This is a genomic window from Pseudomonas wuhanensis, assembly GCF_030687395.1.
GTDB classification, from domain to species: Bacteria; Pseudomonadota; Gammaproteobacteria; order Pseudomonadales; family Pseudomonadaceae; genus Aquipseudomonas; species Aquipseudomonas wuhanensis.
In genome coordinates this window covers 492932-517344 of record NZ_CP117430.1, presented here as the reverse complement: position 1 = coordinate 517344, position 24413 = coordinate 492932, and the positions used below count along the sequence as shown (strand labels likewise).

General features: G+C 59.2%; 19 protein-coding genes and 1 pseudogene. 11 read left to right on the top strand and 9 right to left on the bottom strand.

Annotated features, from left to right (window positions below; all coding sequences use genetic code 11):
- Positions 1-115: 115 nt before the first annotated feature.
- The 7 genes from betA (at position 116) to yccS (ending at position 11694) form a co-directional block, all read left to right on the top strand.
- Entirely contained in the window at positions 116-1819 is a 1704-nt protein-coding gene (betA, locus tag PSH88_RS02400; RefSeq protein WP_305424774.1) for a choline dehydrogenase, read from the top strand.
- 282 nt (positions 1820-2101) lie between these two features.
- Positions 2102-3544, top strand: a complete 1443-nt coding sequence (locus PSH88_RS02395; RefSeq protein WP_305483461.1) for a TldD/PmbA family protein — start codon at positions 2102-2104, stop codon at positions 3542-3544.
- Positions 3544-4893: a TldD/PmbA family protein gene (locus tag PSH88_RS02390; protein WP_305424772.1), complete on the top strand. Its 1350-nt coding sequence runs from the start codon at positions 3544-3546 to the stop codon at positions 4891-4893. Before PSH88_RS02395 ends, PSH88_RS02390 begins: the two co-directional genes overlap by 1 nt.
- Positions 4894-5040: 147 nt before the next feature.
- The gene (mdtD, locus tag PSH88_RS02385; RefSeq protein WP_305424771.1) at positions 5041-6468 is read left to right on the top strand and encodes a multidrug transporter subunit MdtD; all 1428 of its coding nucleotides are present in this window, start codon (positions 5041-5043) and stop codon (positions 6466-6468) included.
- 105 nt (positions 6469-6573) lie between these two features.
- The gene (dbpA, locus tag PSH88_RS02380) at positions 6574-7911 is read left to right on the top strand and encodes an ATP-dependent RNA helicase DbpA (RefSeq protein WP_229768771.1); all 1338 of its coding nucleotides are present in this window, start codon (positions 6574-6576) and stop codon (positions 7909-7911) included.
- A gap of 147 nt (positions 7912-8058) precedes the next feature.
- Positions 8059-9237 (top strand): BaiN/RdsA family NAD(P)/FAD-dependent oxidoreductase, encoded by a 1179-nt coding sequence (locus tag PSH88_RS02375; protein WP_305483460.1) that lies wholly within the window; start codon positions 8059-8061, stop codon positions 9235-9237.
- Positions 9238-9510: 273 nt separating this feature from the next.
- Positions 9511-11694 carry a YccS family putative transporter gene (gene yccS / locus PSH88_RS02370; protein ID WP_305424769.1) on the top strand — a complete coding sequence of 728 codons (2184 nt, stop codon included), beginning with the start codon at positions 9511-9513 and terminating at the stop codon, positions 11692-11694.
- Between the two features lie 155 nt (positions 11695-11849).
- Here yccS and PSH88_RS02365 read toward each other — a convergent pair whose 3' ends face one another.
- Positions 11850-12587, bottom strand: a complete 738-nt coding sequence (locus tag PSH88_RS02365; RefSeq protein WP_305424768.1) for a substrate-binding periplasmic protein — start codon at positions 12585-12587, stop codon at positions 11850-11852.
- Positions 12588-12846: 259 nt separating this feature from the next.
- Between PSH88_RS02365 and PSH88_RS02360 the strand changes: the two genes are divergently transcribed.
- Entirely contained in the window at positions 12847-13299 is a 453-nt protein-coding gene (locus tag PSH88_RS02360) for a GNAT family N-acetyltransferase (RefSeq protein ID WP_305424767.1), read from the top strand.
- A gap of 97 nt (positions 13300-13396) precedes the next feature.
- Here the strand turns inward: PSH88_RS02360 and PSH88_RS02355 are convergent, their stop codons facing one another.
- From PSH88_RS02355 to PSH88_RS02345, 3 genes are read right to left on the bottom strand one after another with little or no spacing between them, the layout of a single operon-like run.
- A complete protein-coding gene (locus PSH88_RS02355; RefSeq protein ID WP_007894945.1) occupies positions 13397-13693 on the bottom strand; it encodes a winged helix-turn-helix domain-containing protein in 297 nt (98 codons plus the stop codon).
- Between the two features lie 26 nt (positions 13694-13719).
- On the bottom strand, positions 13720-14211 hold the full coding sequence (locus PSH88_RS02350; protein WP_305426930.1) for a M48 metallopeptidase family protein: 492 nt from the start codon (positions 14209-14211) through the stop codon (positions 13720-13722).
- A 45-nt stretch (positions 14212-14256) separates the two neighbouring features.
- Positions 14257-16380 (bottom strand): putative bifunctional diguanylate cyclase/phosphodiesterase, encoded by a 2124-nt coding sequence (locus PSH88_RS02345; protein WP_305424766.1) that lies wholly within the window; start codon positions 16378-16380, stop codon positions 14257-14259.
- A 316-nt stretch (positions 16381-16696) separates the two neighbouring features.
- Between PSH88_RS02345 and PSH88_RS02340 the strand changes: the two genes are divergently transcribed.
- From PSH88_RS02340 to PSH88_RS02330, 3 genes are all read left to right on the top strand, one after another.
- On the top strand, positions 16697-17365 hold the full coding sequence (locus PSH88_RS02340; protein WP_305424765.1) for a polysaccharide lyase family 7 protein: 669 nt from the start codon (positions 16697-16699) through the stop codon (positions 17363-17365).
- Positions 17366-17936: 571 nt separating this feature from the next.
- The gene (locus tag PSH88_RS02335) at positions 17937-18299 is read left to right on the top strand and encodes a DUF6124 family protein (RefSeq protein ID WP_305424763.1); all 363 of its coding nucleotides are present in this window, start codon (positions 17937-17939) and stop codon (positions 18297-18299) included.
- A gap of 407 nt (positions 18300-18706) precedes the next feature.
- Positions 18707-19066 carry a hypothetical protein gene (locus PSH88_RS02330; RefSeq protein WP_305424762.1) on the top strand — a complete coding sequence of 120 codons (360 nt, stop codon included), beginning with the start codon at positions 18707-18709 and terminating at the stop codon, positions 19064-19066.
- Between the two features lie 835 nt (positions 19067-19901).
- Here the strand turns inward: PSH88_RS02330 and PSH88_RS02325 are convergent.
- The 5 genes and pseudogenes from PSH88_RS02325 to PSH88_RS02305 all read right to left on the bottom strand — a co-directional run bounded on the left by PSH88_RS02325 (position 19902) and on the right by PSH88_RS02305 (position 24402).
- Positions 19902-21232: pseudogene (locus tag PSH88_RS02325) on the bottom strand (IS4 family transposase).
- Positions 21233-21357: 125 nt separating this feature from the next.
- A complete protein-coding gene (fba, locus tag PSH88_RS02320; protein WP_305424761.1) occupies positions 21358-22422 on the bottom strand; it encodes a class II fructose-bisphosphate aldolase in 1065 nt (354 codons plus the stop codon).
- Between the two features lie 171 nt (positions 22423-22593).
- Entirely contained in the window at positions 22594-22926 is a 333-nt protein-coding gene (locus PSH88_RS02315; RefSeq protein WP_305424760.1) for an MliC family protein, read from the bottom strand.
- A 56-nt stretch (positions 22927-22982) separates the two neighbouring features.
- Entirely contained in the window at positions 22983-23204 is a 222-nt protein-coding gene (locus tag PSH88_RS02310) for a hypothetical protein (RefSeq protein WP_305424758.1), read from the bottom strand.
- Between the two features lie 34 nt (positions 23205-23238).
- Positions 23239-24402 (bottom strand): phosphoglycerate kinase, encoded by a 1164-nt coding sequence (locus tag PSH88_RS02305; RefSeq protein WP_305424757.1) that lies wholly within the window; start codon positions 24400-24402, stop codon positions 23239-23241.
- Positions 24403-24413 lie beyond the last annotated feature (11 nt).

Here is a 24413-nt window from a genome sequence, read left to right as displayed (position 1 = left end):
GTTTGGCGTCGTTCGCCAAATCTGCGGCAACCCCGACCCTGTGGGAGCGTGGCTTGCCCGCGATCGAGTGCGAAGCACTCGCCTGACCTGACCAACTTCAAAGAGGGTGCATTCAATGTCCCAAGAATTCGATTACATCATCATCGGTGCCGGCTCGGCCGGTAACACCCTGGCGACCCGTCTGACTGAAGACGAAGGCGTCACTGTGCTGCTGCTCGAAGCGGGCGGCCCGGATTACCGTCTCGACTTCCGCACGCAAATGCCGGCCGCCCTGGCGTTCCCGCTGCAAGGTCGTCGCTACAACTGGGCGTATGAAACCGATCCAGAGCCACACATGGACGGCCGCCGGATGGAATGCGGTCGCGGCAAGGGCTTGGGTGGTTCTTCCCTGATCAACGGCATGTGCTACATCCGTGGTAACGCCATGGACTACGACAACTGGTCGAAGCTGCCCGGTCTGGAAGACTGGAGCTACCTCGACTGCCTGCCGTATTTCCGCAAGGCAGAAACCCGTGACATCGGCCCGAACGACTACCACGGTGGCGACGGCCCGGTCAGCGTGACCACGCCGAAAGCCGGCAACAACCCGCTGTTCCACGCGATGGTTGAAGCCGGCGTGCAAGCCGGTTACCCGCGTACCGAAGACCTCAACGGCTACCAGCAAGAAGGTTTCGGCCCGATGGACCGCACCGTGACGCCGAACGGCCGTCGCGCCAGTACCGCTCGCGGTTACCTGGACGTCGCCAAGAAGCGTTCGACCCTGACCATCGTCACTCACGCCCTGACCGACAAGATCCTGTTCGAAGGCAAGCGTGCGGTCGGCGTGCGTTACCTGATCGGCGCCGCTGAAGAGCGCGTTGAAGCCCGTGCCCGCAAGGAAGTGCTGCTGTGCTCCGGCGCCATCGCTTCGCCGCAGATTCTGCAACGCTCCGGTGTCGGCCCGGCCGAACTGCTGAACAAGCTCGACATCCCGGTGGTCCACGACCTGCCGGGCGTGGGTGAAAACCTGCAGGATCACCTTGAGCTGTACCTGCAATACGCCTGCACCCAACCGGTCTCGCTGTACCCCTCGCTGCTGCTGCACAACCAGCCGGCCATTGGTGCCGAGTGGCTGTTCAACGGCACCGGCATCGGCGCCAGCAACCAGTTCGAGGCCGGTGGTTTCATCCGCACCCGTCCGGAATTCGATTGGCCGAACATTCAGTACCACTTCCTGCCGGTGGCGATTAACTACAACGGCAGCAACGGCGTGAAAGAGCACGGCTTCCAGGCGCACATGGGTTCCATGCGTTCGCCAAGCCGTGGTCGCATCCAGGCCAAGTCCAAGGATCCGCGCGAGTACCCGAGCATTCTGTTCAACTACATGGCCACCGAGCAGGACTGGCAGGAATTCCGCGACGGCATCCGCCTGACCCGTGAAATCATGCAACAGCCTGCACTGGACGCCTTCCGTGGTCGTGAAATCAGCCCGGGCATTGACGTGCAAACCGATGAGCAACTGGACAAGTTCATCCGCGAGCACGCCGAAACCGCGTTCCACCCGTCCTGCTCGTGCAAGATGGGCACCGACGAGATGGCCGTGGTCGATGGCGAAGGTCGTGTGCACGGCCTGCAAGCCCTGCGCGTGGTCGATGCCTCGATCATGCCGATCATCACCACCGGCAACCTGAACGCGCCAACGATCATGATGGCCGAGAAAATCGCCGACAAGATCCGCGGTCGCAAGCCATTGCCGCGTAGCACGGCCAAATACTACGTGGCCGGTGATGCACCGGTGCGTGGCAAGCCGTTGCGGGATGTGAGCCCTACCGCTCAGTAAGCCGTAACACCGCATCGCGGCCAATCGCGGGCAAGCCCGCTCCCACAGGTTCCGGGGTGGATTCGCAATTTGTAATCCACCCAAGCCCACTGTGGGAGCGGGCTTGCCCGCGAAGGGGCCCGACCAAACAACACATAACTTCATGCCATACACCGGGCAATCCCTCCCTACACCGCTGCGCCCTTGATCTACCCCCCGCCCAAGCCTAATCTAGCGCCACGCAAACGCTTCATCCCCTCGCAATACCGACACATCGCCACTCCATACCAAGGAGGTTCCCGAATGTTCGATTTCCACCCCCAGCTCAAGCAGCGTTTTGCTGCCTTGCGCACGGGCGCTGAATTCTTTTCGCTGCGTTATGTGCGCGAGTCCGGCCAGTACCTGTCGGTGCGCAAGAACGTCGCCGAACCGCCGAGCCTGAGCCGCGACGAAGGCGCGATGCTGACCGTTCGGGTCAACGGCGTCGAAGCCTATGCCGCGACCAACGACCTGTCCCAATCCGGCCTGCAAGCCGCGCTGGAGAAAGCCGAGCAACACGCCCGTCGACTCAAGCCCCACGCCCTGCTCGACCTGCGTGAGCAAGCCGTCTCCAGCGATCGCGCCGACTATTTCTCGCCCAACTTCGACCAGCCCTTCCCGTCCCTGAGCGATTGCTACCAACTGCTCGGCGCCGAATCCGCCGCCGTGCCCAAGGACGAGCGACTGGTGAACTGGCAGGCGAGCATCGGCATCACCAATGTCGAGCAAATCTACCTCAACAGCGCCGGCGCCGAACTGCGTCAGGCCCAGCGCTTCGTTTACCCGAGCGTGGACGTCACCGCCTACGACGGCAGCGACAGCCAGACTCGCAGTCTTGGCCGCGAGAACTTCGGCCAGCAGGGCGGCTTTGATGTGATCAGCCGTTGCGGCCTGATCGGTGCCGGCCCGAAAGTCGCCGACCAGGCGCTGCAATTGCTGCTGGCGCCGAACACTCCGCAAGGCCCGCGCGATTTGTTGCTGATGCCTGATCAGATGATGCTGCAAATCCACGAGTCCATCGGTCACCCGCTGGAGTTGGACCGCATCCTCGGCGATGAGCGCAATTACGCCGGCACCAGTTTCGTCAAGGCAGAAGATTTCGGCAGCCTGCAATACGGCTCCGAACTGCTCAACGTGACGTTCGACCCGGACATCCCCGAGCAACTCGCCAGCTACGGCCATGACGACGACGGCAGCGCCGCCAGCAAGCAATTTCTGATTAAAGAAGGTTTGCTGCTGCGGCCATTGGGCGGCGCGCTGTCGCAATTTCGTGCCGGCATGGATGGCGTTGCCAACAGCCGCGCCTGCGGCTGGAACCGCCCGCCGATCGACCGCATGGCCAACCTCAACATCGAGCCCGGCGATCAGCCGCTGGAGCAGCTGATCGGCAATATCGAGCACGGCATTTTGATGAGCACCAACCGTTCGTGGTCGATCGACGATGCGCGCAACAAGTTCCAGTTTGGTTGCGAATGGGGCCAGTTGATCGAAAACGGCGAGCTCAAGGGTGTGGTGAAGAACCCGAACTACCGGGCGATTTCCGCACAATTCTGGAAAAGCCTCAGCGCTGTCGGCGATGCCAACACCGTCAAAGTGCTAGGCACGCCGAACTGTGGCAAGGGCGAACCGAACCAGGTGATCCGCGTCGGCCATGCGTCGCCGGCCTGTGTGTTCAGCAATGTGGATGTGTTTGGAGGAGACGCCTGATGAGTACTTCCACGAGCACTTCAAATAGCCAGGCCGAGTCATTCAAGGAGCTGGTCAATTGGCTGCGCGAGGCACTGCGCACGCCGGAGCAGTTCACCCTCAGCTACGCCGCCGAGTCGTCGGCTTTCGTGCGCTTCAACCACGCCAAAGTCCGTCAGGCCGGGCAGGTGCAGCAGGCAAGCATCGGCTTCAAACTGATCAACGACGGCCGCCACGCCGACCTCGATATCACGTTGTCGGGCGATCCGGAAGTCGACCTTCAGCGTCTGGCCGATGGGCTACAACAGTTGCGCGAAACCCTGCCGTTGCTGCCTCAGGACCCGTACCTGCTGCTCAACCATGACGACTGGCAGAGCAACAACGTGCAGGATCATCCGCTGCCGGACACCGAGCAGGTGGTCGCTGAAATCACTCAGGCCGGCGAGGGGCTGGATCTGGTCGGTTTCTATGCCGCCGGGCCGATCAGTCGCGGTTTCGCCAGTTCTTCGGGCGCGTTCGGCTGGCATCAGGCCAACAGCTTCAACTTCGATTTCAGCCTGTTCCATGAAAACGGTCAGGCGGTGAAAGCCAGCTATGCCGGGCACGACTGGAGCAGCGAAGGCTTTGCCCGGCGTTTCCAGCAGGCCCGCGAGCAGTTGGCGTTTCTCGGGCGGCCATTGCGCACGCTGGCGCCGGGTCAGTACCGCGCCTACCTCGCGCCGGCGGCCCTGGAAGAAATCATGGGCATGCTCAGCTGGGGCGGGTTCTCGGCGCAGTCGATTGCCAGCAAAAGCAGTCCGTTGCAGAAGCTCTACGGTGGCGACAGTTCGTTCAGCCCGTTGGTGTCCCTGGATGAAAAAGTCAGCGGCTCCCTGAGCCCGGCGTTCTCCGGTGAAGGTTATCCGCGCAGTGATCTGCGGCTGATTGTTGAGGGCAAGGCGGGTGAGCAACTGGTCGGTTCACGCAGCGCCGCCGAGTACGGCCTGACCGCCAACGGTGCTGGCGGCGGTGAAGCGCCAAGTGCGTTGAACATGGCGGCCGGCTCGTTGCCTGACGCCGAGATCCTCAAGCAACTGGGCACCGGTTTGTATATCAGCAACCTGTGGTACCTGAACTACTCGGACCAACCGGCGGCGCGCCTGACCGGCATGACACGGTTCGCGACCTTCTGGGTCGAGAACGGCGAGATTCAGGCACCGGTCAGCACCATGCGTTTCGATGACAGCGCCTACAGCCTGCTCGGTTCGCAGCTGGAAGCGTTGACCGAGGAACGCGAGCTGATGTTGTCGGCCAGCACCTACAGTCAGCGAGCCACGGCCTCGGCGTTGTTGCCGGGCGCGCTCGTCAGCCGATTGACCTTGACCCTCTGACACAGATCGTTCCCACGCTCTGCATGGGAATGCCGCCCGGGACGCTCCGCGTCCCAATGCAGGCGTGACGCAGAGCGTCACAGGATGCATTCCCACGCGGAGCGTGGGAACGATCAACGGTTACCAGACCAACCCACAAGAGGTCCCATGCCCAACCGCCCACCTCTCGACGCTGTCACCGCCCGCTGGTTACCGTGGGTTGTGGCCATTGCTTTCTTCATGCAATCCCTCGACGGGACGATCCTCAACACCGCCCTCCCCGCCATGGCCCGGGACCTGGCCGAAGACCCGTTGCGCATGCAAGGCGTCATCATCGCCTACATGCTCACCGTCGCCTTACTGATCCCCGCCTCCGGCTGGATCGCCGACCGCTTCGGTACTCGGAAAATCTTCTTCGGCGCGATCCTCCTGTTCAGCTTCGGCTCATTGCTCTGCGCCTTGTCCAGCACCCTGAGCATGCTCATCGGCGCCCGGGTGATTCAGGGCTTGGGCGGCGCGTTGATGCTGCCGGTCGGGCGATTGGTGGTGCTGCGCGCGTATCCGCGCTCGGAGCTGGTGCGGATCATGGGGTTCATTACCATTCCTGGCCTGCTCGGCCCGCTGATCGGTCCGCCCATGGGCGGCTGGATGGTGCAATACCTGACCTGGCACTGGATCTTCCTGATCAACCTGCCGGTGGGTGTCCTCGGTTGCTACGCGGTATGGAAATTCATTCCCGACCTGCGCGGCAGTGAGCGCACCCGCTTCGATAGCCTGGGCTTTTTGCTGTTCGGCGCGGCGATGGTGCTGATCACCATCGCCATGGAAGGCCTCGGTGAATTGCACCTGCCGCACCTGCGAGTGATGTTGCTGCTGTTTGGCGGCATGGCGTGTCTGGCGGCGTATTGGCTACGGGCCGGGCACATCGACAATCCGCTGTTTGCGCCGTCGCTGTTCAAGACCCGGACCTTCGCCGTGGGCATCCTCGGCAACCTGTTCGCTCGCCTCGGCAGCGGCGCATTACCGTTCCTGGTGCCGTTGCTGCTGCAAGTGGCGCTGGGTTACTCACCGTCACAGGCCGGGATGAGCATGTTGCCCCTGGCTGCGGCCGCGATGGTCGCCAAGTCGGTGGCGCGGCCGCTGATCGAACGTTTCGGCTACCGCAGCGTGCTGACCGGTAACACATTGGCGCTGGGAATCATGCTGGCAAGCATGGGCCTGGTCAGCGAGCAGACGCCGTATTGGCTGCTGCTGGCTCAGTTGGCCATTCTGGGAGCGATCAACTCCTTGCAGTTCACCGCAATGAACACCGTCACGCTGATCGACCTCGACGACGCCAGCGCCAGCAGCGGCAACAGTTTGCTGTCGGTGGTCGCGCAATTGTCCCTGAGCCTCGGTGTGGCCTGCGCCGGCGCCTTGCTCGGTGGCTTCACGGCGGAGATCGGCAATGACGGCGTAGACACGGTTCTGGGCGCGTTCCAGCTGACGTTTGTGACGGTCGGAATCATGGCGATGCTGGCTGCAACGATCTTCTCGCAGCTGTCTAGAACTGACGGACGGCGCGTCAGGCATCCGGAAGAACACATCGAGCCTTAGGGCGAATGGCCACGAGACTGATACACTGCGCGACATTTTGTTTTGCAGGCCAGTCCCGTGACCACCATCGCCACCGCTTTTAATACTTTGCCGCTGTCCGCCGCCATGCTGGCTAACCTCGACTCCCTCGGTTATGCCCAGATGACGCCGATCCAGGCGCAAAGCTTGCCGGTGATCCTCAAGGGGATGGACCTGATCGCCCAGGCCAAGACCGGCAGCGGCAAGACCGCCGCCTTCGGTATCGGCCTGCTGAACCCGATCAATCCGCGCTTCTTCGGTTGCCAGGCGCTGGTCATTTGCCCGACTCGCGAGTTGGCTGACCAGGTTGCCAAGGAAATCCGTCGTCTGGCCCGTGCCGAAGACAACATCAAGGTGCTGACCCTGTGCGGCGGCGTGTCCTTCGGCCCGCAGATCGGCTCGCTGGAGCATGGCGCGCACATCATCGTCGGCACCCCGGGGCGCATCCAGCAGCACTTGCGCAAGGGTTCGCTGGTGCTCCATGGCCTGAACACGCTGATCCTCGACGAAGCCGACCGCATGCTCGACATGGGTTTCTACGATTCCATCGAAGAAATCATCGCCCAGACCCCGGAGCGCCGCCAGACCCTGCTGTTCTCCGCCACGTACCCGGTGGGCATCAAGCAACTGGCGTCGAAATTCATGCGCACCCCTCAGATCGTGAAGGCCGAGGCGTTCCACGACGATACGCAGATCGAGCAGCGCTTCTACGAAATCTCTCCGGAAGAGCGTATGGACGCGGTGGTCAAAGTCCTCGCGCATTTCCGTCCGGCGTCCTGCGTGGCCTTCTGCTTCACCAAGCAGCAGGTTCAGGAAACCGTTGATCACCTGACCTCCAAAGGCATCTCCGCCGTGGGTCTGCAGGGTGATCTGGAACAGCGTGACCGCGATCAGGTATTGGCCATGTTCGCCAACCGCAGTACTTCGGTACTGGTCGCCACCGACGTCGCCGCGCGCGGTCTGGACATCGATATGCTGGACATGGTGATCAACGTCGAACTGGCCCGCGACTCGGAAATCCACATTCACCGTGTCGGCCGTACCGGTCGTGCGGGCGAGAAAGGCATCGCGATCAGCCTGGTCGCACCGTCCGAAGCGCACCGCGCCCAGGCCATCGAGCAACTGCAGAAGTCGCCGTTGAGCTGGGATCAGTTGGACAACCTCAAGTCCCAGGGCGGCGCACCGCTGCTGCCGGTGATGAGCACGCTGTGCATTGGTGCGGGCCGTAAAGACAAGGTACGTCCGGGCGACATTCTTGGTGCACTGACGGGTGACGCCGGCATCCCGGGTGCCCAGGTCGGCAAGATTGCGATTTTCGACTTCCAGGCCTATGTGGCCGTGGAACGCGGAATCGCCAAGCAAGCCTTGCAGCGCCTGAACGACGGTAAAATCAAAGGCCGCTCGTTGCGCGTACGCATCCTTTAAAAACAGCGCACTTCCCTGTGGGAGCGGGCTTGCCCGCGATGAGGCCAGTACATTCAACACAATGTTGTCTGTCAGTCCGCCATCGCGGGCAAGCCCGCTCCCACATTGGTTTGCCGGTGAATTTAAAATTAGTGTGAGGACACCGTTTTGCGCTCTACCGAAGTCGTGATCATTGGCGCTGGCGCCGCAGGGTTGATGTGTGCGCTGACCGCCGCCGGGCGCGGGCGCAAGGTGATGTTGCTCGACCATGCGAACAAGGCCGGCAAGAAAATCCTGATGTCGGGCGGTGGACGCTGCAATTTCACCAACATGTACACCGAGCCGGGCAATTTCCTCTCGCAGAATGAGCATTTCTGCAAATCCGCCCTGGCGCGCTACACCCAGTGGGATTTCATCGGTCTGGTGGCCAAACACGGCGTGCCGTACCACGAGAAGAAACTCGGCCAGTTGTTCTGCGATAACAAATCCAGCGACATCCTTGGCCTGCTGCTCGACGAGTGCGATCAGGTCGGCGTCAGCCTGCACCTGGATACCTCGATCCAGCACATCGAGAAAATGGAAAGCGGCTATCTGCTGCAAACCACCCTCGACCAAATTACCTGTGAGTCTCTGGTGATCGCCACCGGTGGCCTGTCGATTCCGACCCTGGGCGCCACCGGCTTCGGATATCAAGTCGCCAAGCAGTTCGGTCACGACCTGCTGCCGACCCGCGCCGGCCTCGTGCCGTTCACTATCACCGATCAGCTCAAGGAGCTTTGCACCGAGCTGTCGGGCACGTCGGTGGATTGCCTGGTGAGCTGCAACGATCAGAGTTTCCGCGAGAATATCCTGTTCACTCACCGCGGCCTTAGCGGGCCGGCGATCTTGCAGATTTCATCGTTCTGGGAATCCGGCGACACGGTGCAAATCAACCTGATGCCGGATCACGACGTGCCTGACTGGCTGCAACAGCAGCAGGCCGAACGCCCGAATAGCGAGTTGAAAACCTTGCTCGGTGAAATCTTCACCAAGAAGATGGCCAATCTGTTGGCGGATAACTGGTTCGTCTCCAAACCGATGAAGCAGTACACCCACGCCGAGCTGGCGGACATTGCCGAAAAACTGGCGAGCTGGAAAGTCGTGCCGGCTGGCACTGAAGGCTACCGCACTGCCGAAGTGACCCTGGGCGGCGTCGACACGCGCGAAGTTTCGTCCAAGACCATGGAATCGCTGAAAAGCCCTGGGCTGTATTTCATCGGCGAAGTGCTCGATGTCACCGGGCATCTGGGGGGCTTCAATTTCCAGTGGGCCTGGGCCTCCGGTTACGCTGCCGCGCAATTTGTCTGACTCACGCAACCTGAATGTGGAATGCGGTCAATTGTGGGAGCTGGCTTGGCTGCGATAGCGGTCTGACAGTCAACATAGATGTTGAATGTACCGGCCTCTTCGCGGGCAAGCCCGCTCCCACAGGTTTCTCTGCCAACCACAGATTTTTTTATCGGCAACAGATCCCTCGTACTCCCGGGAACAGATTTTGCTGTCAGATGTGATCGGCGCCATTGCGTCGACGTCATTAGTGGCTCAATTTAGCGTCATTGCCTCGGAAGGCCTTCGCACTTCATGTCATCGACCACATTTCGGCAGTCTCTGCGTCGCCTCTGGGCGCTGGATAAATTCAGCTACAGCGTTCGGGTATTCATCGCCCTGACCGGCACCATGGCGCTGTGTTGGTATCAGGATCAAATGGGGTTGCTGATCCCGTTGTTCCTGGGAATCATCGCCAGCGCCCTGGCCGAAACCGACGACAGTTGGCAGGGCCGCCTCAACGCGCTCGCCGTGACGCTAGTGTGTTTCATGGTCGCCGCCCTGTCCGTCGAACTGCTCTTCCCCTACCCCGTCCTCTTTATCATCGCCTTTGCGCTGGCCAGCTTTTGCCTGACCATGCTCGGCGCGCTGGGCGAACGTTATGGCGCGATTGCTTCGGCAACACTGATTCTGTCGGTCTACACCATGATCGGCGTGGACCAGCGCGGCGGCGCGGTCACTGATTTCTGGCACGAGCCGGTACTGCTGGTGGCCGGTGCGGCCTGGTACGGCTTGCTCTCCGTGCTGTGGCAGGCGCTGTTTTCCAACCAGCCAGTGCAGCAGAGCCTGGCGCGGCTCTTCCGTGAACTGGGTTATTACCTGAAACTGAAATCGTCGCTGTTCGAACCGATCCGGCAGCTGGACGTGGAAGCGCAGCGGCTGGAACTGGCGCAACAAAACGGTCGGGTGGTGGCGGCCCTGAACGCCGCCAAGGAAATCATTCTGCATCGGGTCGGCGACGGTCGGCCGGGCGTGAAAGTCAGCCGTTATCTGAAGCTGTACTTCCTCGCCCAGGACATCCACGAGCGTGCCAGTTCCTCACACTACCCCTACAACGCGCTGGCCGAAGCGTTCTTCCACAGCGACGTGCTGTTCCGCTGTCAGCGCCTGTTGCGCCAGCAAGGCAAGGCTTGCCGCGCGCTGGCCGAGTCGATCCAGATGCGCCAGCCGTTCACTTATGACGCAAGCTTTGCCGAGGCCCTGAGCGACCTGCACGCGTCCCTCGAACATCTGCGTATCCAGAGCAATCCGGCCTGGCGCGGTCTGCTGCGTTCGTTGCGCGCGCTGGCCGCCAACCTCGGCACGCTCGACCGTTTGCTCAGCGACGCCAGCAACCCCGATGCGCTCGCAGACGCTACCGACAGCACCCTGCTCGACCGTTCGCCACGCAGCCTCAAGGATGTCTGGATACGTTTGCGCACGCAGCTGACGCCGACGTCCTTGCTGTTCCGCCATGCCCTGCGCCTGCCCCTGGCGTTGAGCATCGGCTATGGCATGGTGCATTTGATCCACCCGTCGCAAGGTTACTGGATCATCCTCACCACGCTGTTTGTCTGTCAGCCGAACTACGGCGCCACCCGCCGCAAACTCGGGCAGCGAATCATCGGCACCGCTATCGGCCTGACCGTGGCCTGGGCGTTGTTCGATCTGTTCCCGAACCCGTTGATCCAGTCGAGCTTCGCCATCCTTGCCGGGGTGGTGTTCTTTACCAACCGCACCACCCGCTACACCCTGGCGACTGCTGCGATCACGCTCATGGTGCTGTTCTGTTTCAACCAGGTGGGCGATGGTTATGGGCTGCTTCTACCGCGACTGTTCGATACCCTGCTCGGCAGCCTGATCGCCGGGCTGGCGGTATTCCTGTTCCTGCCGGACTGGCAGGGTCGACGCCTGAACAAAGTGCTGGCCAACACCCTGACCTGCAACAGCATTTACCTGCGCCAGATCATGCAGCAATACGCTGCCGGTAAAAGCGACGACCTGGCTTATCGCCTGGCCCGACGCAACGCGCACAACGCCGATGCCGCGTTGTCGACGACGCTGGCCAACATGCTGATGGAGCCAGGGCACTTCCGTAAGGAAGCGGATGTCGGGTTCCGTTTCCTGGTGCTGTCGCACACCTTGCTCAGCTATTTGTCGGGGCTGGGGGCACACCGTGAAACTCAACTACCGTCGGACGTGCGTGAGCATTTGATCGACGGTGCCGGTGTGAACCTGGCTGCCAGCCTCGACGAAATCGCTCAGGGTCTGGCGAGCAAACAGCCGATTGCGATTCAGAGCGATGAGGAAGAAGCCCTGGCCAATGGACTTGAGCAAATGCCGGATGAGATCGATGAAGGGCAGCGGTTGGTGCAGACGCAACTGGCGTTGATCTGCCGGCAGCTGGGGCCGTTGCGGACGTTGGCGGCGCATCTCATCAAGGACACTAGCGAAGCCTGAGATTTGTGGTGACTGGCCTGACGTCATCGCGGGCAAGCCCGCTCCCACAGGGTTCGGCGGTGAACCACTGTTTTGTGGCCAACCACGAAAACTGTGGGAGCGGGCTTGCCCGCGATGAGGCCGGCAGCTTCAACACAAACACCGAATCAAACCCACTACATCCCATGCTGCTTGAGCAATTTCTCATAGCTCCCGTCAGCCTTCATCGCCGCAATCTCACGGTCGAACCCGGCGACGATCTGTTCATGCAGGGGGTTCTTCAGGCTCACCAGAATATGCAGGCTGTTCTCACTCAACGGCTTGGGTAAAAACTCCACGGCATTGCGCACTTTGGGTGACTCGCGGGCGAGGTAATACCGGGCGACGAACTCGTCTTCCAGGGTCAGCTTGACCCGGTCGGCCGCGAGCATGCGCACGGCCATGGCGAAGCTATGCACGGGGACTTTCTGCAGCGACACATCGTCGTCGAATGCTTGCGAATAGGCATAACCGCGCACCACCGCTATCGGATAGGTGTGCAGTTGTTGCAGATTCGTGAATTCAATCGGCACGTCTTTGCGCTTGAGAAAGCGCACGCGATTGAGCAGGTACTCGCCGGAAAACTGCCCCAGTTTCGTGCGCTCGTCGGTGTACCAGGCGTTGACCAGCACGTCGTAACGTCCCTCGCCTACCCCAAATAAGGCCCGCGCCCACGGCACCTGTTCGAAATCACTGGCATAGCCGGCCCGGGTCAGTGCAGTACTGACGATGTCCGTGGCCAATCCGCCATTGACCAGCGTAGCGTCGGTGAAGGGCGGCCAGGCATCGGCGACCAGACGCAGCTTTTGCGCTGCCGCGGCCTGTGTCAGCAACAGCAATCCGATCAAAGCAAACGCTCGATGCAATCGCGGCATGCTAGAAAATCCTTAGCGGGCGGGCTGCCCGACGTGTTTTTCAGCCAAAACTCCAAGGCCCCTCTACCGGCGAAACCCAGGTCCTAACATTAGCTTATCGACGACATTGCACAGCGCTTCATCGCAGATTACACAAAGAAGACAATCTCGCGAGAAATGAATGATGGCATTTTGGACTTTGTCACAGATTTCTCAGCCATCAAGACATCCCGCGTCAGGACGCTTAGTATCGGAGCAACGTTGTTCAAGGAATCTGAAGATGACAATCGATTGGGTCTGCAAACACCACAGTGACCTGGGTAAAGAGCAGCTGTATGCCATTTTGCAGCTGCGCGCCGAGGTGTTTGTCGTCGAGCAGAAATGCCTTTATCAGGACATCGATGGCCAGGACCTGGAAGGTGACACCTGCCACTTGATGGGCTGGGACGGGGATCGACTGGTGGCGTACCTGCGATTGCTCGACCCGGAGTTACAGGGCGGCGATGTGGTGATAGGCCGAGTGATCATTGCTCCCGCTGCACGCGGCACCGGGCTTGGGCACGAGTTGATGACACAGGCGTTGAAGCAGGCCGGGAAACACTGGCCTGAAGTACCGATCTACCTCTCGGCCCAGGCGCATTTGCAGGGGTACTACGGGCGGTACGGATTTGTGGTGGTGGGTGAGGAATACCTGGAGGATGATATTCCGCATATCGGGATGCGTCGTTCTTGAGGGCCTCATCGCGGGCAAGCCCGCTCCCACAGGTACAGTGAAATCCCTGTGGGAGCGGGCTTGCCCGCGATGGCGTCAGCCGGATCACCACAGAAACTCAGGGATACTCGAGGACCGCTTTGATCTGCCGCAGATTACGCTCAATCCATCCCCGATCAATCGCCCCCCACTCGCGAATCCGATAGCGCCCCGCATGGTTGCGCGCGCCCTCTTCCTGCTCGAATTCACAAACGATATCCAGATCCGCCAACGCCGCGATGGTGTCCTGGGCCGTGCGCCGGGGCATGCCGGTGACTTCGGTCAACGCCGGGACGCTGCTGGCCAGCCCGCTGTCGATCAGGTACGCCACGTACAACCGGCGGTAGAAGCTGCTTTTGGTCTTGCTCACGTCCATCCATGCGGTCCTTATTAGAAGATCTTCTATTGCATATCCCGCCAAGTCAGGTACACCCGCAAATCGAACTCCACCTGGTGATACCCCGGCAACATGTGTTCGCACAGCTTGTAGAACGCCTTGTTGTGGTCCGACTCCTTGAAGTGCGCCAGCTCATGCACCACGATCATTTTCAGAAACTCGGAGGGCGCGTCCTTGAACAACGAGGCCACACGAATTTCTTTCTTGGCCTTGAGCTTGCCGCCTTGCACCCGGGAAATCGCAGTGTGCAGGCCGAGCGCACGGTGGGTCAGGTCCAGACGGTTGTCGAATAACACCTTGTCGATCGCCGGGGCGTTACGCAGGTATTCCTGCTTGAGATCCAGTGCATAGGTGTACAGCGCCTTGTCGCTCTGCACCCCGTGCTTTTCCGGGTACCGCTGGCTCAGGTAGTCGCCCAGCCGACCTTCGGCGATCAGCTGACGCACCTGGTCCTGCAACGTAGCGGGATAGGCCTGGAGGTATTTCAACGCGGTCATTGGGGCGGCAACACGAGTCACGAAAAGGTCACCAGTGTAACGAATTCAACTCGTCAGTGCGTTCCAGTCGAAGGGCTCGGCAAAGAGACGGGTGTCCTCGGCCATCAACGGCCGCGCGACCAGAAACCCCTGCACATACTGGCAGCCGTTGGCTTGCAGCCATTCATATTGCGCCACCGTCTCCACCCCTTCAGCGATGACTAACAAACCAAACTGTTTGCACAAATCGATGACGCTGCGAGCCAGCGCCGCATCCCGTTCGGACCCCGGCAACCGGGCGATCAAATGCCGGTCGAGTTTGAGCGTGTCCAGTTCCAGGTCTCGCAAGTGCGCCAGCGAACAAGCCCCGGAGCCAAAATCATCCAGCGCTACCCGCACCCCCAAATTGCGCAGCAAACGCAGCTGCTTGCGGGTTTCGTCGGGGTTAAGCATCAAGGCCTCTTCCGTGACCTCGACCTCCAGCTGTCGCGGCTTCAAACCATGGCGCTCCAGCACCTGACGCAATTCGGTGACCAGGTTGGGCAAACCGAACTGCGTGCTGCTCAAACTGACGCCCAGCACCAGGTCTTCGGCAAACAAGGTTTCCCAGGCCTTTCGTTGTTTGGCCCCGCGATGGTAAATCCAGCTGCCCAGGCGACTGATCAACCGCGCCTCTTCCAGCAACGGCAAAAACAGCCCCGGCGGTACATCGCCGACACTCGGATGCTGCCAGCGCAGCAACGCCTCGAACCCACGAATCTGCCCGTCGGCAATGGCCACCTGAGGCTGATACACCAAATTGAAATCGCGGTTCTCAATGGCCGTGCGCACGCTCTCTTCGAGCATCAGCCGCGAGCGCGCCCGGCCATTCATTTCATGATCGTAGAAGCGATATTGCTGACGCCCGGCGCGCTTGGCTTCGTACATGGCGATGTCGGACGCGCGCATCAACCCGTCGAGATTAGCCCCACAATCGGGGTAAGTGGCGATGCCGATGCTGGCACCCAAGGCGATGTCCATGCCTTCGATTTGCTGACAGATCGACACCCGCTCGATAAGTTTCTCGGCAATCTTCGCCGCCTGCTCGGGGAGCTCAAGATCCAGCAGCGCGGTGAACTCATCGCCACCCATCCGCGCCAAAATATCGAAGGGCCGCAGACACGCCTTCAACTGCTCGGACACCCAACGCAGCACCCGGTCGCCGGCATCGTGGCCAAGGGAATCATTGACCCGCTTGAAGCCGTCGAGGTCCAGGTACAACAGCACCCACGTGCTGTCGGAGCGTTCGCCGCGCAGCAGCAGGTTTTCAACGGTCTGGTAGAACCCCCGGCGATTGAGCAGCCCGGTCAGCGGATCGGTCACCGCCTGGAACTCCAGTTGCTGATGCAGATGGCGCACCACCGACATGTCCAGCACCGTCACCACCATGGCATGTTGTTCGGTGGGCAAAGGCGCACAAGACAACGCCACCGGCACTTGCTGACCGGGCGCGGTTCGCAGCAACGCATCGTGCAGGCGCAAGGTTTCACCGCGCTTGTAGCCGGCAAACAATTCGGAGTCGGCCCAGATCGGGATGTGCGGCTTTTGCAGGAAATCCAGAAACTCTTTGCCTTGCAATTCGTGCACCGTGGCATTGAGCAGACGAGACATTGCCGGGTTGGCAAAGCGGATCAGCCCATCCTCGCGCACCACCAGAATGCCTTCGGCGGCGTTATCCAACACCGAGGCATTGAAGGCCCGGGCGACTTCCAGGTCATGGCTCAACTGCTGCAAGGCACGGCGATTACGCTGATGCTCGAGCAGTGCCTGGACTTTGGGTTTGAGAATTTGCGGGTCGAACGGTTTGAACAGGTAATCCACCGCACCACTGGCGTAGCCCTTGATCACTGCGTCCTGGGATTGTTCGTTGGCGGTCAGGAAAATGATCGGCGTGAGGCGGGTTCGCTGGCTGCCACGCATCAAGCGCGCCACTTCAAAACCGTCCATACCCGGCATCTGCACATCCAGCAGCACCAGGTCGACATCGTGTTCGAGCAACAGGCTGAGCGCTTCAAAGCCGGAAGCCGCGGTGATGACCTGCCAGTCCTGGCGCTGTAACAACGCGCGCATGCTGATCAGGTTTTCGGGGTAATCATCAACAATTAAAAGGATTGAGCTGCCTTCAGCTGGCGTAGGTTGTGCGCATTCCATGCTGCATCTCTTGTTCGGGACCTCAGGCCGGTCTCTTGTGAAAACCGGACACATAGTGCGACTTCACTCTAGACCCGGATACGCGAAAGCAGAAGCTGCCGGAGTGCCGTCACTTCAGTAAAGTTTCACGTAGCCGACTAACGGTCAGTCCTACAGCCCCCGTAAACCGGGAAAGGTGGCATTTCGACAGGATGTTGACGTCAACCATCTGCCAAACGGGCATTAACAAACAACCGTTCTACGCTTATAAAGATGGCCCGATGGCGCGCGCTAGAGCTTCTGGCACGTGCGTACAGAAAAAAGTGGAAGCTTGAATATGATCGATCTCGCAACCTGGAACCTCAGCGTTCCTGTCGGCAGTCCGCCGTACACCGTCGAAACAACCAAACTGGTGGACGGCTTCAAGGATCAATACTTCCACTCCGACACCGGCACCTTGTTTTTCTGGACGCCGGTCACCGGCACCCGCACCGAAAACGCGGTTTACCCTCGCACCGAACTCCGCGAAACCTACAGCAATGGCACGCTGAAAAACTGGTACTACCCCGACGCGGATAACTCGCTGCGTGCGACCCTTACGGTCAGCAAGGTACCCAGCACGGGCAAGATCGTCATTGGTCAGATCCATGCCTACAAAAGCCAGAAGCCCATGGTGAAGCTCGAGTATCAATACAAGGACTCCAGCGAAACCGGAAACATCGTCGCCAAAGTCCGCATGCACCCCGACGATGACACCGCCCGGGTCATCACCATCGCCACTGGCATAAAACTCGATCGGGAATTTTCCTACCTCATCCACCTCAGCCCCGGCGGTGCATTGGGCATCAGTGCGGCGGGCAACCAATGGGACACCGACATCAGCGCGATGTGGCGTGATAAACCGCTGTACTTCAAGGCCGGCGCCTATGTGCAGGACAATACCGGGTACACCACTGAAGGCGGGCAAGTGACGTTCAGCCATCTGGATATCGATCACGATACGTAACGCCTGTTGGAGCCAGCGCCCATGTGGTGATGGGGCTTTGCACTAACAACTGGCAGCCAAGCCAGACACTGAACCTGTGGCGAGGGAGCTTGCTCCCGTTGGGCTGCGCAGCAGTCCCTCTTTTTGGGGGGCCGCTTCGCGTCCCAGCGGGAGCAAGCTCCCTCGCCACAGGTTTTTTATGTCCAAGTCCATCTCTTCCCTGACCGGCATCTGGCCCCACTTAAACGCCCACGTTTAAAGACACTCGGCGTTACTTCATAAGGCCTACAACGGCTTGCGTCACCACCTACAGGTACGCCAGAATCCGCCGGCTTGTGCGTCTGGGAGGCCATCGGTAACTTGATTCGCATCACTGATTTCCAGTGATCGGGTTTAGTAGCCTGTGGTTTCGAGCTTGGTGCACAAGCATCTGTCAGTCAGGGATTTCGATTCCTGCGCTTGATGGTAGCTGTGCGCAGGGCACCTTCGGGTGCGCCGGCTTGCTCGAAATCCCGGTCTACTAACCTGCGTACAGTTGCCTCCACTTTGATTAGTAGCCAGAGAGGGGGCACTCCAATCAGGTTTCGAGCAAATGACTAAATCAACGCCGCATCCGCCGGTCACCGACCCGGCATCCCCCTACGAATCCCTCAATCCAAAAAAACTCCACGAAGCCGCCGAACGCGCCCTCGACCACTACCTAAACCCGGCCGCCCAAATCATGGCCAGCACCAACGAACCCGAGCCCATGTACCTCGCCAATCCGAAGTACAACACCGAAGCCCTACTGGCCAACGCCAGCGAAACACTCGGCTCGGCCACCGTCATGCTCACCAATTTCGCGGCGTTGCTGGAGACTTCACATCGCAAGACCTTGCTGGGCATTGCGCAAGTGGTCATGCTCGGCGAATTGGCGGTGAACCAGGCACTGGATCACGTCGAACCGAAGGAGTAATCGCAGTTCGGTAGGAGCAAGGCGAGCAAACTTGCTTCCAATAAAAAACCCGCTCGCGGCGGGCTTTTATCAATGCAGCTTAACGCTCAGGCTCAATTCATCTTAGCGCTCAACTCACTGAACCCAGTTGAACAACAAAATTAAATAAATCTGTCCCCTTTTTTGTTGATTTTTTGCGTCCCCTTTTTGTATCCATTCTCAATGCGGCAAGTCTGCGGCTACCTTAAACCATCGGCAATCAAACTTTCCGCGATATCAATTACCATAAAAACATCTTAAAACCTGTCAAGTCTGACAGGTGTATCTTCCTGCCGATACTCCTACTCTTCTTATCGAAACACAAAAAATCTGAGCCAGCCACCAGCGGCTCGAACATCAATATATTTGATCTTGCAGGGAGCACCAAAATGCCTGGTTCTTACACTTGGAAAGCTGAGACAATCTCACACCCCTATGGCTGCGTTTGCAGATTAGACCCGAACTACGTCTTTTGCGGTTGCCAAGGTGTAGGGGGTTACTTCGCAGGACCTTTAAACCCAACGCAATATACTAAAGAACTGGCCGACGCCAAGGCAAAAAGCGAAGCAGAGGCCGAACAGAAAGCCAAGGAACTTGAGGCGTATAAATCATCAAGCACATATGACGAAGATAAAGCATTTCTTAAAACCATTTTTGTCCGATCTACTTACACATATATCGACGACCCCCGGAATGCGGAATTTGTCAAAGAAAATGCAGAGGAAGCGAGAAATTCTCCTCCCCGCTAACTTCCTAGGATGCAACCATGGTAGACAGCCCATCATCACTCTTTATTTAACCCATCAAAAACCCGCCATTCAGACTGTGTGAAAACCTAGCAATCTGCGCGGTGCTCAAAGAAAATGCTCCGTATCGAAAGATACGGAGCATTTTTCGTTATGGCTTACATCCAAGGACAGTCCCGCAGTCAGACCAGCCTGTTTCCAGTCTCGCTGAGTAAAGGGGACACCCATTAGCCTTGACTCGAGACCGGCTAATGGGTGTCCCCTTTTTTATTCGTGGCGTGAGATGTATCGGCGTTAGGCGTCGGCGCATTGCGCCCTTAACGGACAGCTCAGGCAGTCACTGACCGCTTGGTAGATACATGTTCGAGTTTCAATCAAAGCTGTCGCCAAAAAACATAACTTATAGCAATAAAGAATAACGCTAATTATAAAATAGCATGAAACCTGCAATTTTTGTCAGGCCAAATACCCCCTACAACTACCGTCCAACTTCCAGCATTACAGTCACTACAGTTGTTGCCACCGGGCTCTCCAGGAAACAATCCATTACCCAGCAATGCCTACAAACATCCAGGCTCTTACAATAAAAACTAGGGAATGCTTTTCCCAACCTAACCATAGTTCGACGTGATCCAATGCTTGATCGTGTTGTGGATGACTGAGCAGCACGGGTTTGACGAAAATTGAACCGCTGAAACAAGATCGATGTCACCTATATCGGACTTTTCCGCCTCAAGCCTCACAAATGTCCGTTATAGGTGACATTTGATTCGCTGAGCATAAGCTGCGTCGCATAAATCTCCGACCACAAAAAACCCACCTCTCGGCGTAATGCTGTTCACTTAAGCGGAGCAGCCTTACGGTCTACTGGAAACCGGGTCTTTGATATTTTCACCGTCCTTGGCCTTGAAGGTCTTGGACGGTGATCCAGAAACAATCCTCCGATACCTGCCCTTAACTCTGCCAATCGTCTGCCTGTGGCTGAAATCGGGTTGGCCGCTGCCATCACTATCAGTTGCACGGCAATGTACTGGCAAGCCGGTTTGAAACGAATGTCCGAGGGGGCTCGGCCAAACGCCACCGCCGCCTGGCTGGCTTCCCGACGAATCACGTTATAAGCCAACAAAAGTCCCCAAACCTCCTGATAGACCAAGTCGACTTTTTTGCTACGCAAGGTCACTGCGTTCTGCTGCATCGAGCTCTTGATGTCCCTGAAGCCCAATTCGATCTCCCAGCGTTCCTGATACAGCTTGGCCACGGCCTTGGCGTTGTAGGCGTTAGCCGGCAATGACGTCATGACGGTCTTTAGCTTGCCTTGAATTTCATAACTGACTTCGCGGGCCTCCCAATGCGTTGGAAGGGTCGGGTTTCGCTTCCTGGCCTGCGGCGAGACTTTCATGCGCACCCAACGATCGTGCTGGCTGTAGCGGGTCACTTCTTCGCAGACCATTCCTTTTTTTGCCGGGATCAACCAATGACGGTTGCTACCAGCACTGCTCAGGCTCGACAGCAGTTCGGCCCCCCAGAATCCTTTGTCGAACAACGTCACCGAGTGATCGGGGATCTGCTGCAGGAACTCGTCGGCCAAGCGCATTTCACTGCGTCGGTAAGGGCTCAATTGCGCATCCAGGATCACGTGCGAACGTACATTCATCAACGCCACCAGGCGCAGCATGGGAAACGGAGTCTGGCGGTCGCTCGGGGTGTTTCCCGACCCGAAGTGGTCCCGAAGCTCGGGCGTATCCGGGGTGCGCAAGAGTGCTCCGTCCACTGCGAACACCTGCAGTTCATGCCAGGCGTCACCGTCATAGCGCTCCGCGCCCCATTGGTTCCCGTCTTGCGGAACAGCCACTCAACGGGATCGGCGCCGAGCCGCTTACGCGCTTCGGTCAGACCGCTACGGGCCAACAGGTGGTCAGAGGCCAGGCCTTGGGCGCAGATGTTCAAACGTCTGGCCACTTCGTGAACCGGTTCATCACGAAACAGCGCCATGCCGAGCACCAGCCAAAGCACTTGGTCAGCGGGCAGGCGACGTCGACGAATGGTGGCCTGACTGGAAAGATCCAGCGCAGACGCGACCCACTCTATGGGGATGTTTTGGGTGAAGGTGCTCAGGTCGCAGAAGTTGAAAAGGTCGCCGAGGTCGAGCAGGTCCTGTTGAACAGACATAAAAAATCCGATGCCAGATATCTGGCATCGGATTTTCGGATAAGCCCAGCTGAGACTCAAATGCTTAAGTGAACAGCATTACACCTCTCGGCGGGTTTTTCATCAACGCGGTTTAACACTCAGGCTTAATTAACCTTAGCGCTCAACTCACCCTTCAAATACCGCTGATACATCGCTTCCAACGAGATCGGCTTGATCTTCGAAGCATTACCGGCAGTACCAAACTGCTCATAACGCGCAATACACACATCACGCATCGCAGTAACAGTCGCACCGAAGAACTTACGCGGATCGAACTCGCTAGGATTGGTAGCCATCAAACGACGCATCGCACCGGTAGAAGCCAAACGCAGGTCAGTATCAATGTTGACCTTGCGCACGCCGTGCTTGATGCCTTCGACGATTTCTTCAACCGGTACGCCGTAGGTTTCTTTGATGTCGCCGCCGTACTGGTTGATGATCGCCAGCCACTCTTGCGGAACCGAAGACGAACCGTGCATCACCAGGTGGGTGTTCGGGATGCGTTTGTGGATTTCTTTGATGCGGTCGATGGCCAGCACGTCGCCGGTAGGTGGCTTGGTGAACTTGTAGGCGCCGTGGCTGGTGCCGATGGCGATGGCCAGGGCGTCGACCTGGGTTTTCTTGACGAAGTCCGCAGCTTCTTCCGGGTCGGTCAGCATTTGGCTGTGATCCAGAACGCCTTCGGCGCCGATGCCGTCTTCTTCACCGGCCATGCCGGTTTCCAGCGAACCCAGGCAGCCCAGCTCGCCTTCTACCGAGACGCCGCAGGCGTGAGCCATGGCCACGGTTTGTTGGGTGACGCGAACGTTGTAGTCGTAGTCGGTCGGGGTCTTGCCGTCTTCACCCAGGGAGCCGTCCATCATGACCGAGCTGAAGCCCAGTTGGATGGAGCGCTGGCAGACGTCAGGGCTGGTGCCGTGGTCCTGGTGCATGCACACCGGGATGTGCGGGAATTCTTCGATGGCCGCCAGGATCAGGTGACGCAGGAACGGGGCGCCTGCGTATTTGCGAGCACCGGCCGAGGCCTGGACGATCACCGGGGAGTCAGTCTTGTCAGCGGCTTCCATGATGGCGCGCATCTGTTCAAGGTTGTTGACGTTGAAGGCTGGAACGCCGTAGCCGAACTCGGCTGCGTGGTCCAGCATCTGGCGCATGCTGATAAGTGCCATTGTGTGTGTCTCTCCCGGTTGAGGGTCGTTAATCGTGCCAGCCTGCCGTAGCGGCGGCGGCTATTCAAGTTATTGCAGATCGAGGGTTGGCCCGGGCTGCGAATTCGGTGTCACTAAAATCTCAAGAACTACACAGGACCACTGTGGGACATTAGGTCCGTGGTGTGTCAATTACTGCGCTTTACAACCGCGGCCGATCAAATCATTGGTGGCGACCCAGTACACCAGGCCTTCCTCACCTTTTACGTGAAACGCCAGCATGTCGTTGCTGTACAGCGAACCCTCGGCGCCCGGCTCAAGCTTCAAGCGGTAGACCTGATCAGCACCGCCCAGGCGAACATCGACTTCCTTGCGGTTGATGTCAGTGTAGCGCCAGAGCACTTTGGCCTGGCTGTCGCAAGTCCAGGTGGTCCAGCTGTCCGCTGGCTCGGCAGTGTTGAACAGGTTCAAATTGGCGCAACCTGCCAGCAATGCCAGTGCCGCAACGGCGATAAAGCGTTTCATCCGTGTTCCTCGACTGACAGCGCACGCTGCCAGCCTTGAGTAAAGAGTCTGACCCCTCAAGGGCAACCATGTTCCTTGGCCGGGACCTGTGTCTCGTATTTGTCCAGGCCATCGGGCCCCGAGCGCTTGTTGATCACCGGGTTGGTTTCCGCTTGCCAGTCGGCCTGGTAACAGCCTTTATCCGACGCGGATAGCGCGGGTTCCGGCGTGGCTTTCGGGTTACTCCCGCAAGCCGCCAGCATACCCGCGGCGATCAACAGCATTAATGTCCTGACCATGTGAACACTCCTTTGCCTGGTCAAATGCGCGGCCTCAGGCCTTGGCCCGGCTTTCCAGGACTTCAACGGCCGGCAGTACTTTGCCTTCGACGAATTCGAGGAACGCGCCGCCGCCGGTAGAAATGTAGGAGATTTGCTCGGCAACGCCATATTTATCGATGGCTGCCAGGGTGTCGCCGCCGCCAGCGATGGAGAACGCCGAGCTTTCGGCGATGGCCTGGGCCAGCACTTTGGTGCCGTTACCGAACTGGTCGAATTCGAACACACCCACCGGGCCGTTCCACAGGATGGTCTTGGACGACTTCAGCAGCTCGGCGAAATTCGCCGCGGTCTGTGGGCCGATGTCCAGGATCATGTCGTCGGCGGCCACGTCGGCAATCAGCTTGACGGTCGCGGTCGCGCTTTCAGCGAATTCCTTGGCAACCACCACGTCGACCGGCAGCGGAACGCTGACCTTGGCGGCGATTTCGCGAGCGGTGTCCAGCAGGTCCGGCTCGTACAAGGATTTGCCGACCGGGTGACCGGCAGCGGCCAGGAAGGTGTTGGCGATGCCGCCACCGACGATCAGCTGGTTGCAGATCTGGCTCAGGCTGTTGAGCACATCGAGTTTGGTCGACACTTTGGAGCCGGCAACGATAGCGGCCATTGGTTGCGCCGGGGCGCCCAGGGCCTTGCCCAGTGCGTCCAGTTCGGCGGCCAGCAGCGGACCAGCGGCGGCGACTTTGGCGAACTTGGCCACGCCATGGGTCGAACCCTCGGCGCGGTGAGCAGTGCCGAAGGCGTCCATCACGAACACGTCGCACAGGGCGGCGTATTGCTTGGCCAGTTCGTCAGCGTTCTTTTTCTCGCCCTTGTTGAAGCGCACGTTTTCGAACAGCACGATGTCGCCGGCTTTCACGTCGACGCCGCTCAGGTAGTCGGACACCAGCGGCACTTCGCGGCCCAGCGCCTTGCTCAGGTAGTCAGCCACCGGCGCAAGGCTGTTCTCGGCCGAGAACTCGCCTTCGGTCGGACGGCCAAGGTGCGAGCAGACCATCACGGCCGCGCCTTTTTCCAGGGCCAGCTTGATGGTCGGCAGCGAAGCCAGGATTCGCGCATCGCTGGTGACAACACCGTCCTTGACAGGGACGTTGAGGTCTTCGCGGATCAGTACGCGCTTACCTTGCAGATCGAGGTCGGTCATCTTCAACACGGTCATGGGTCGCATTT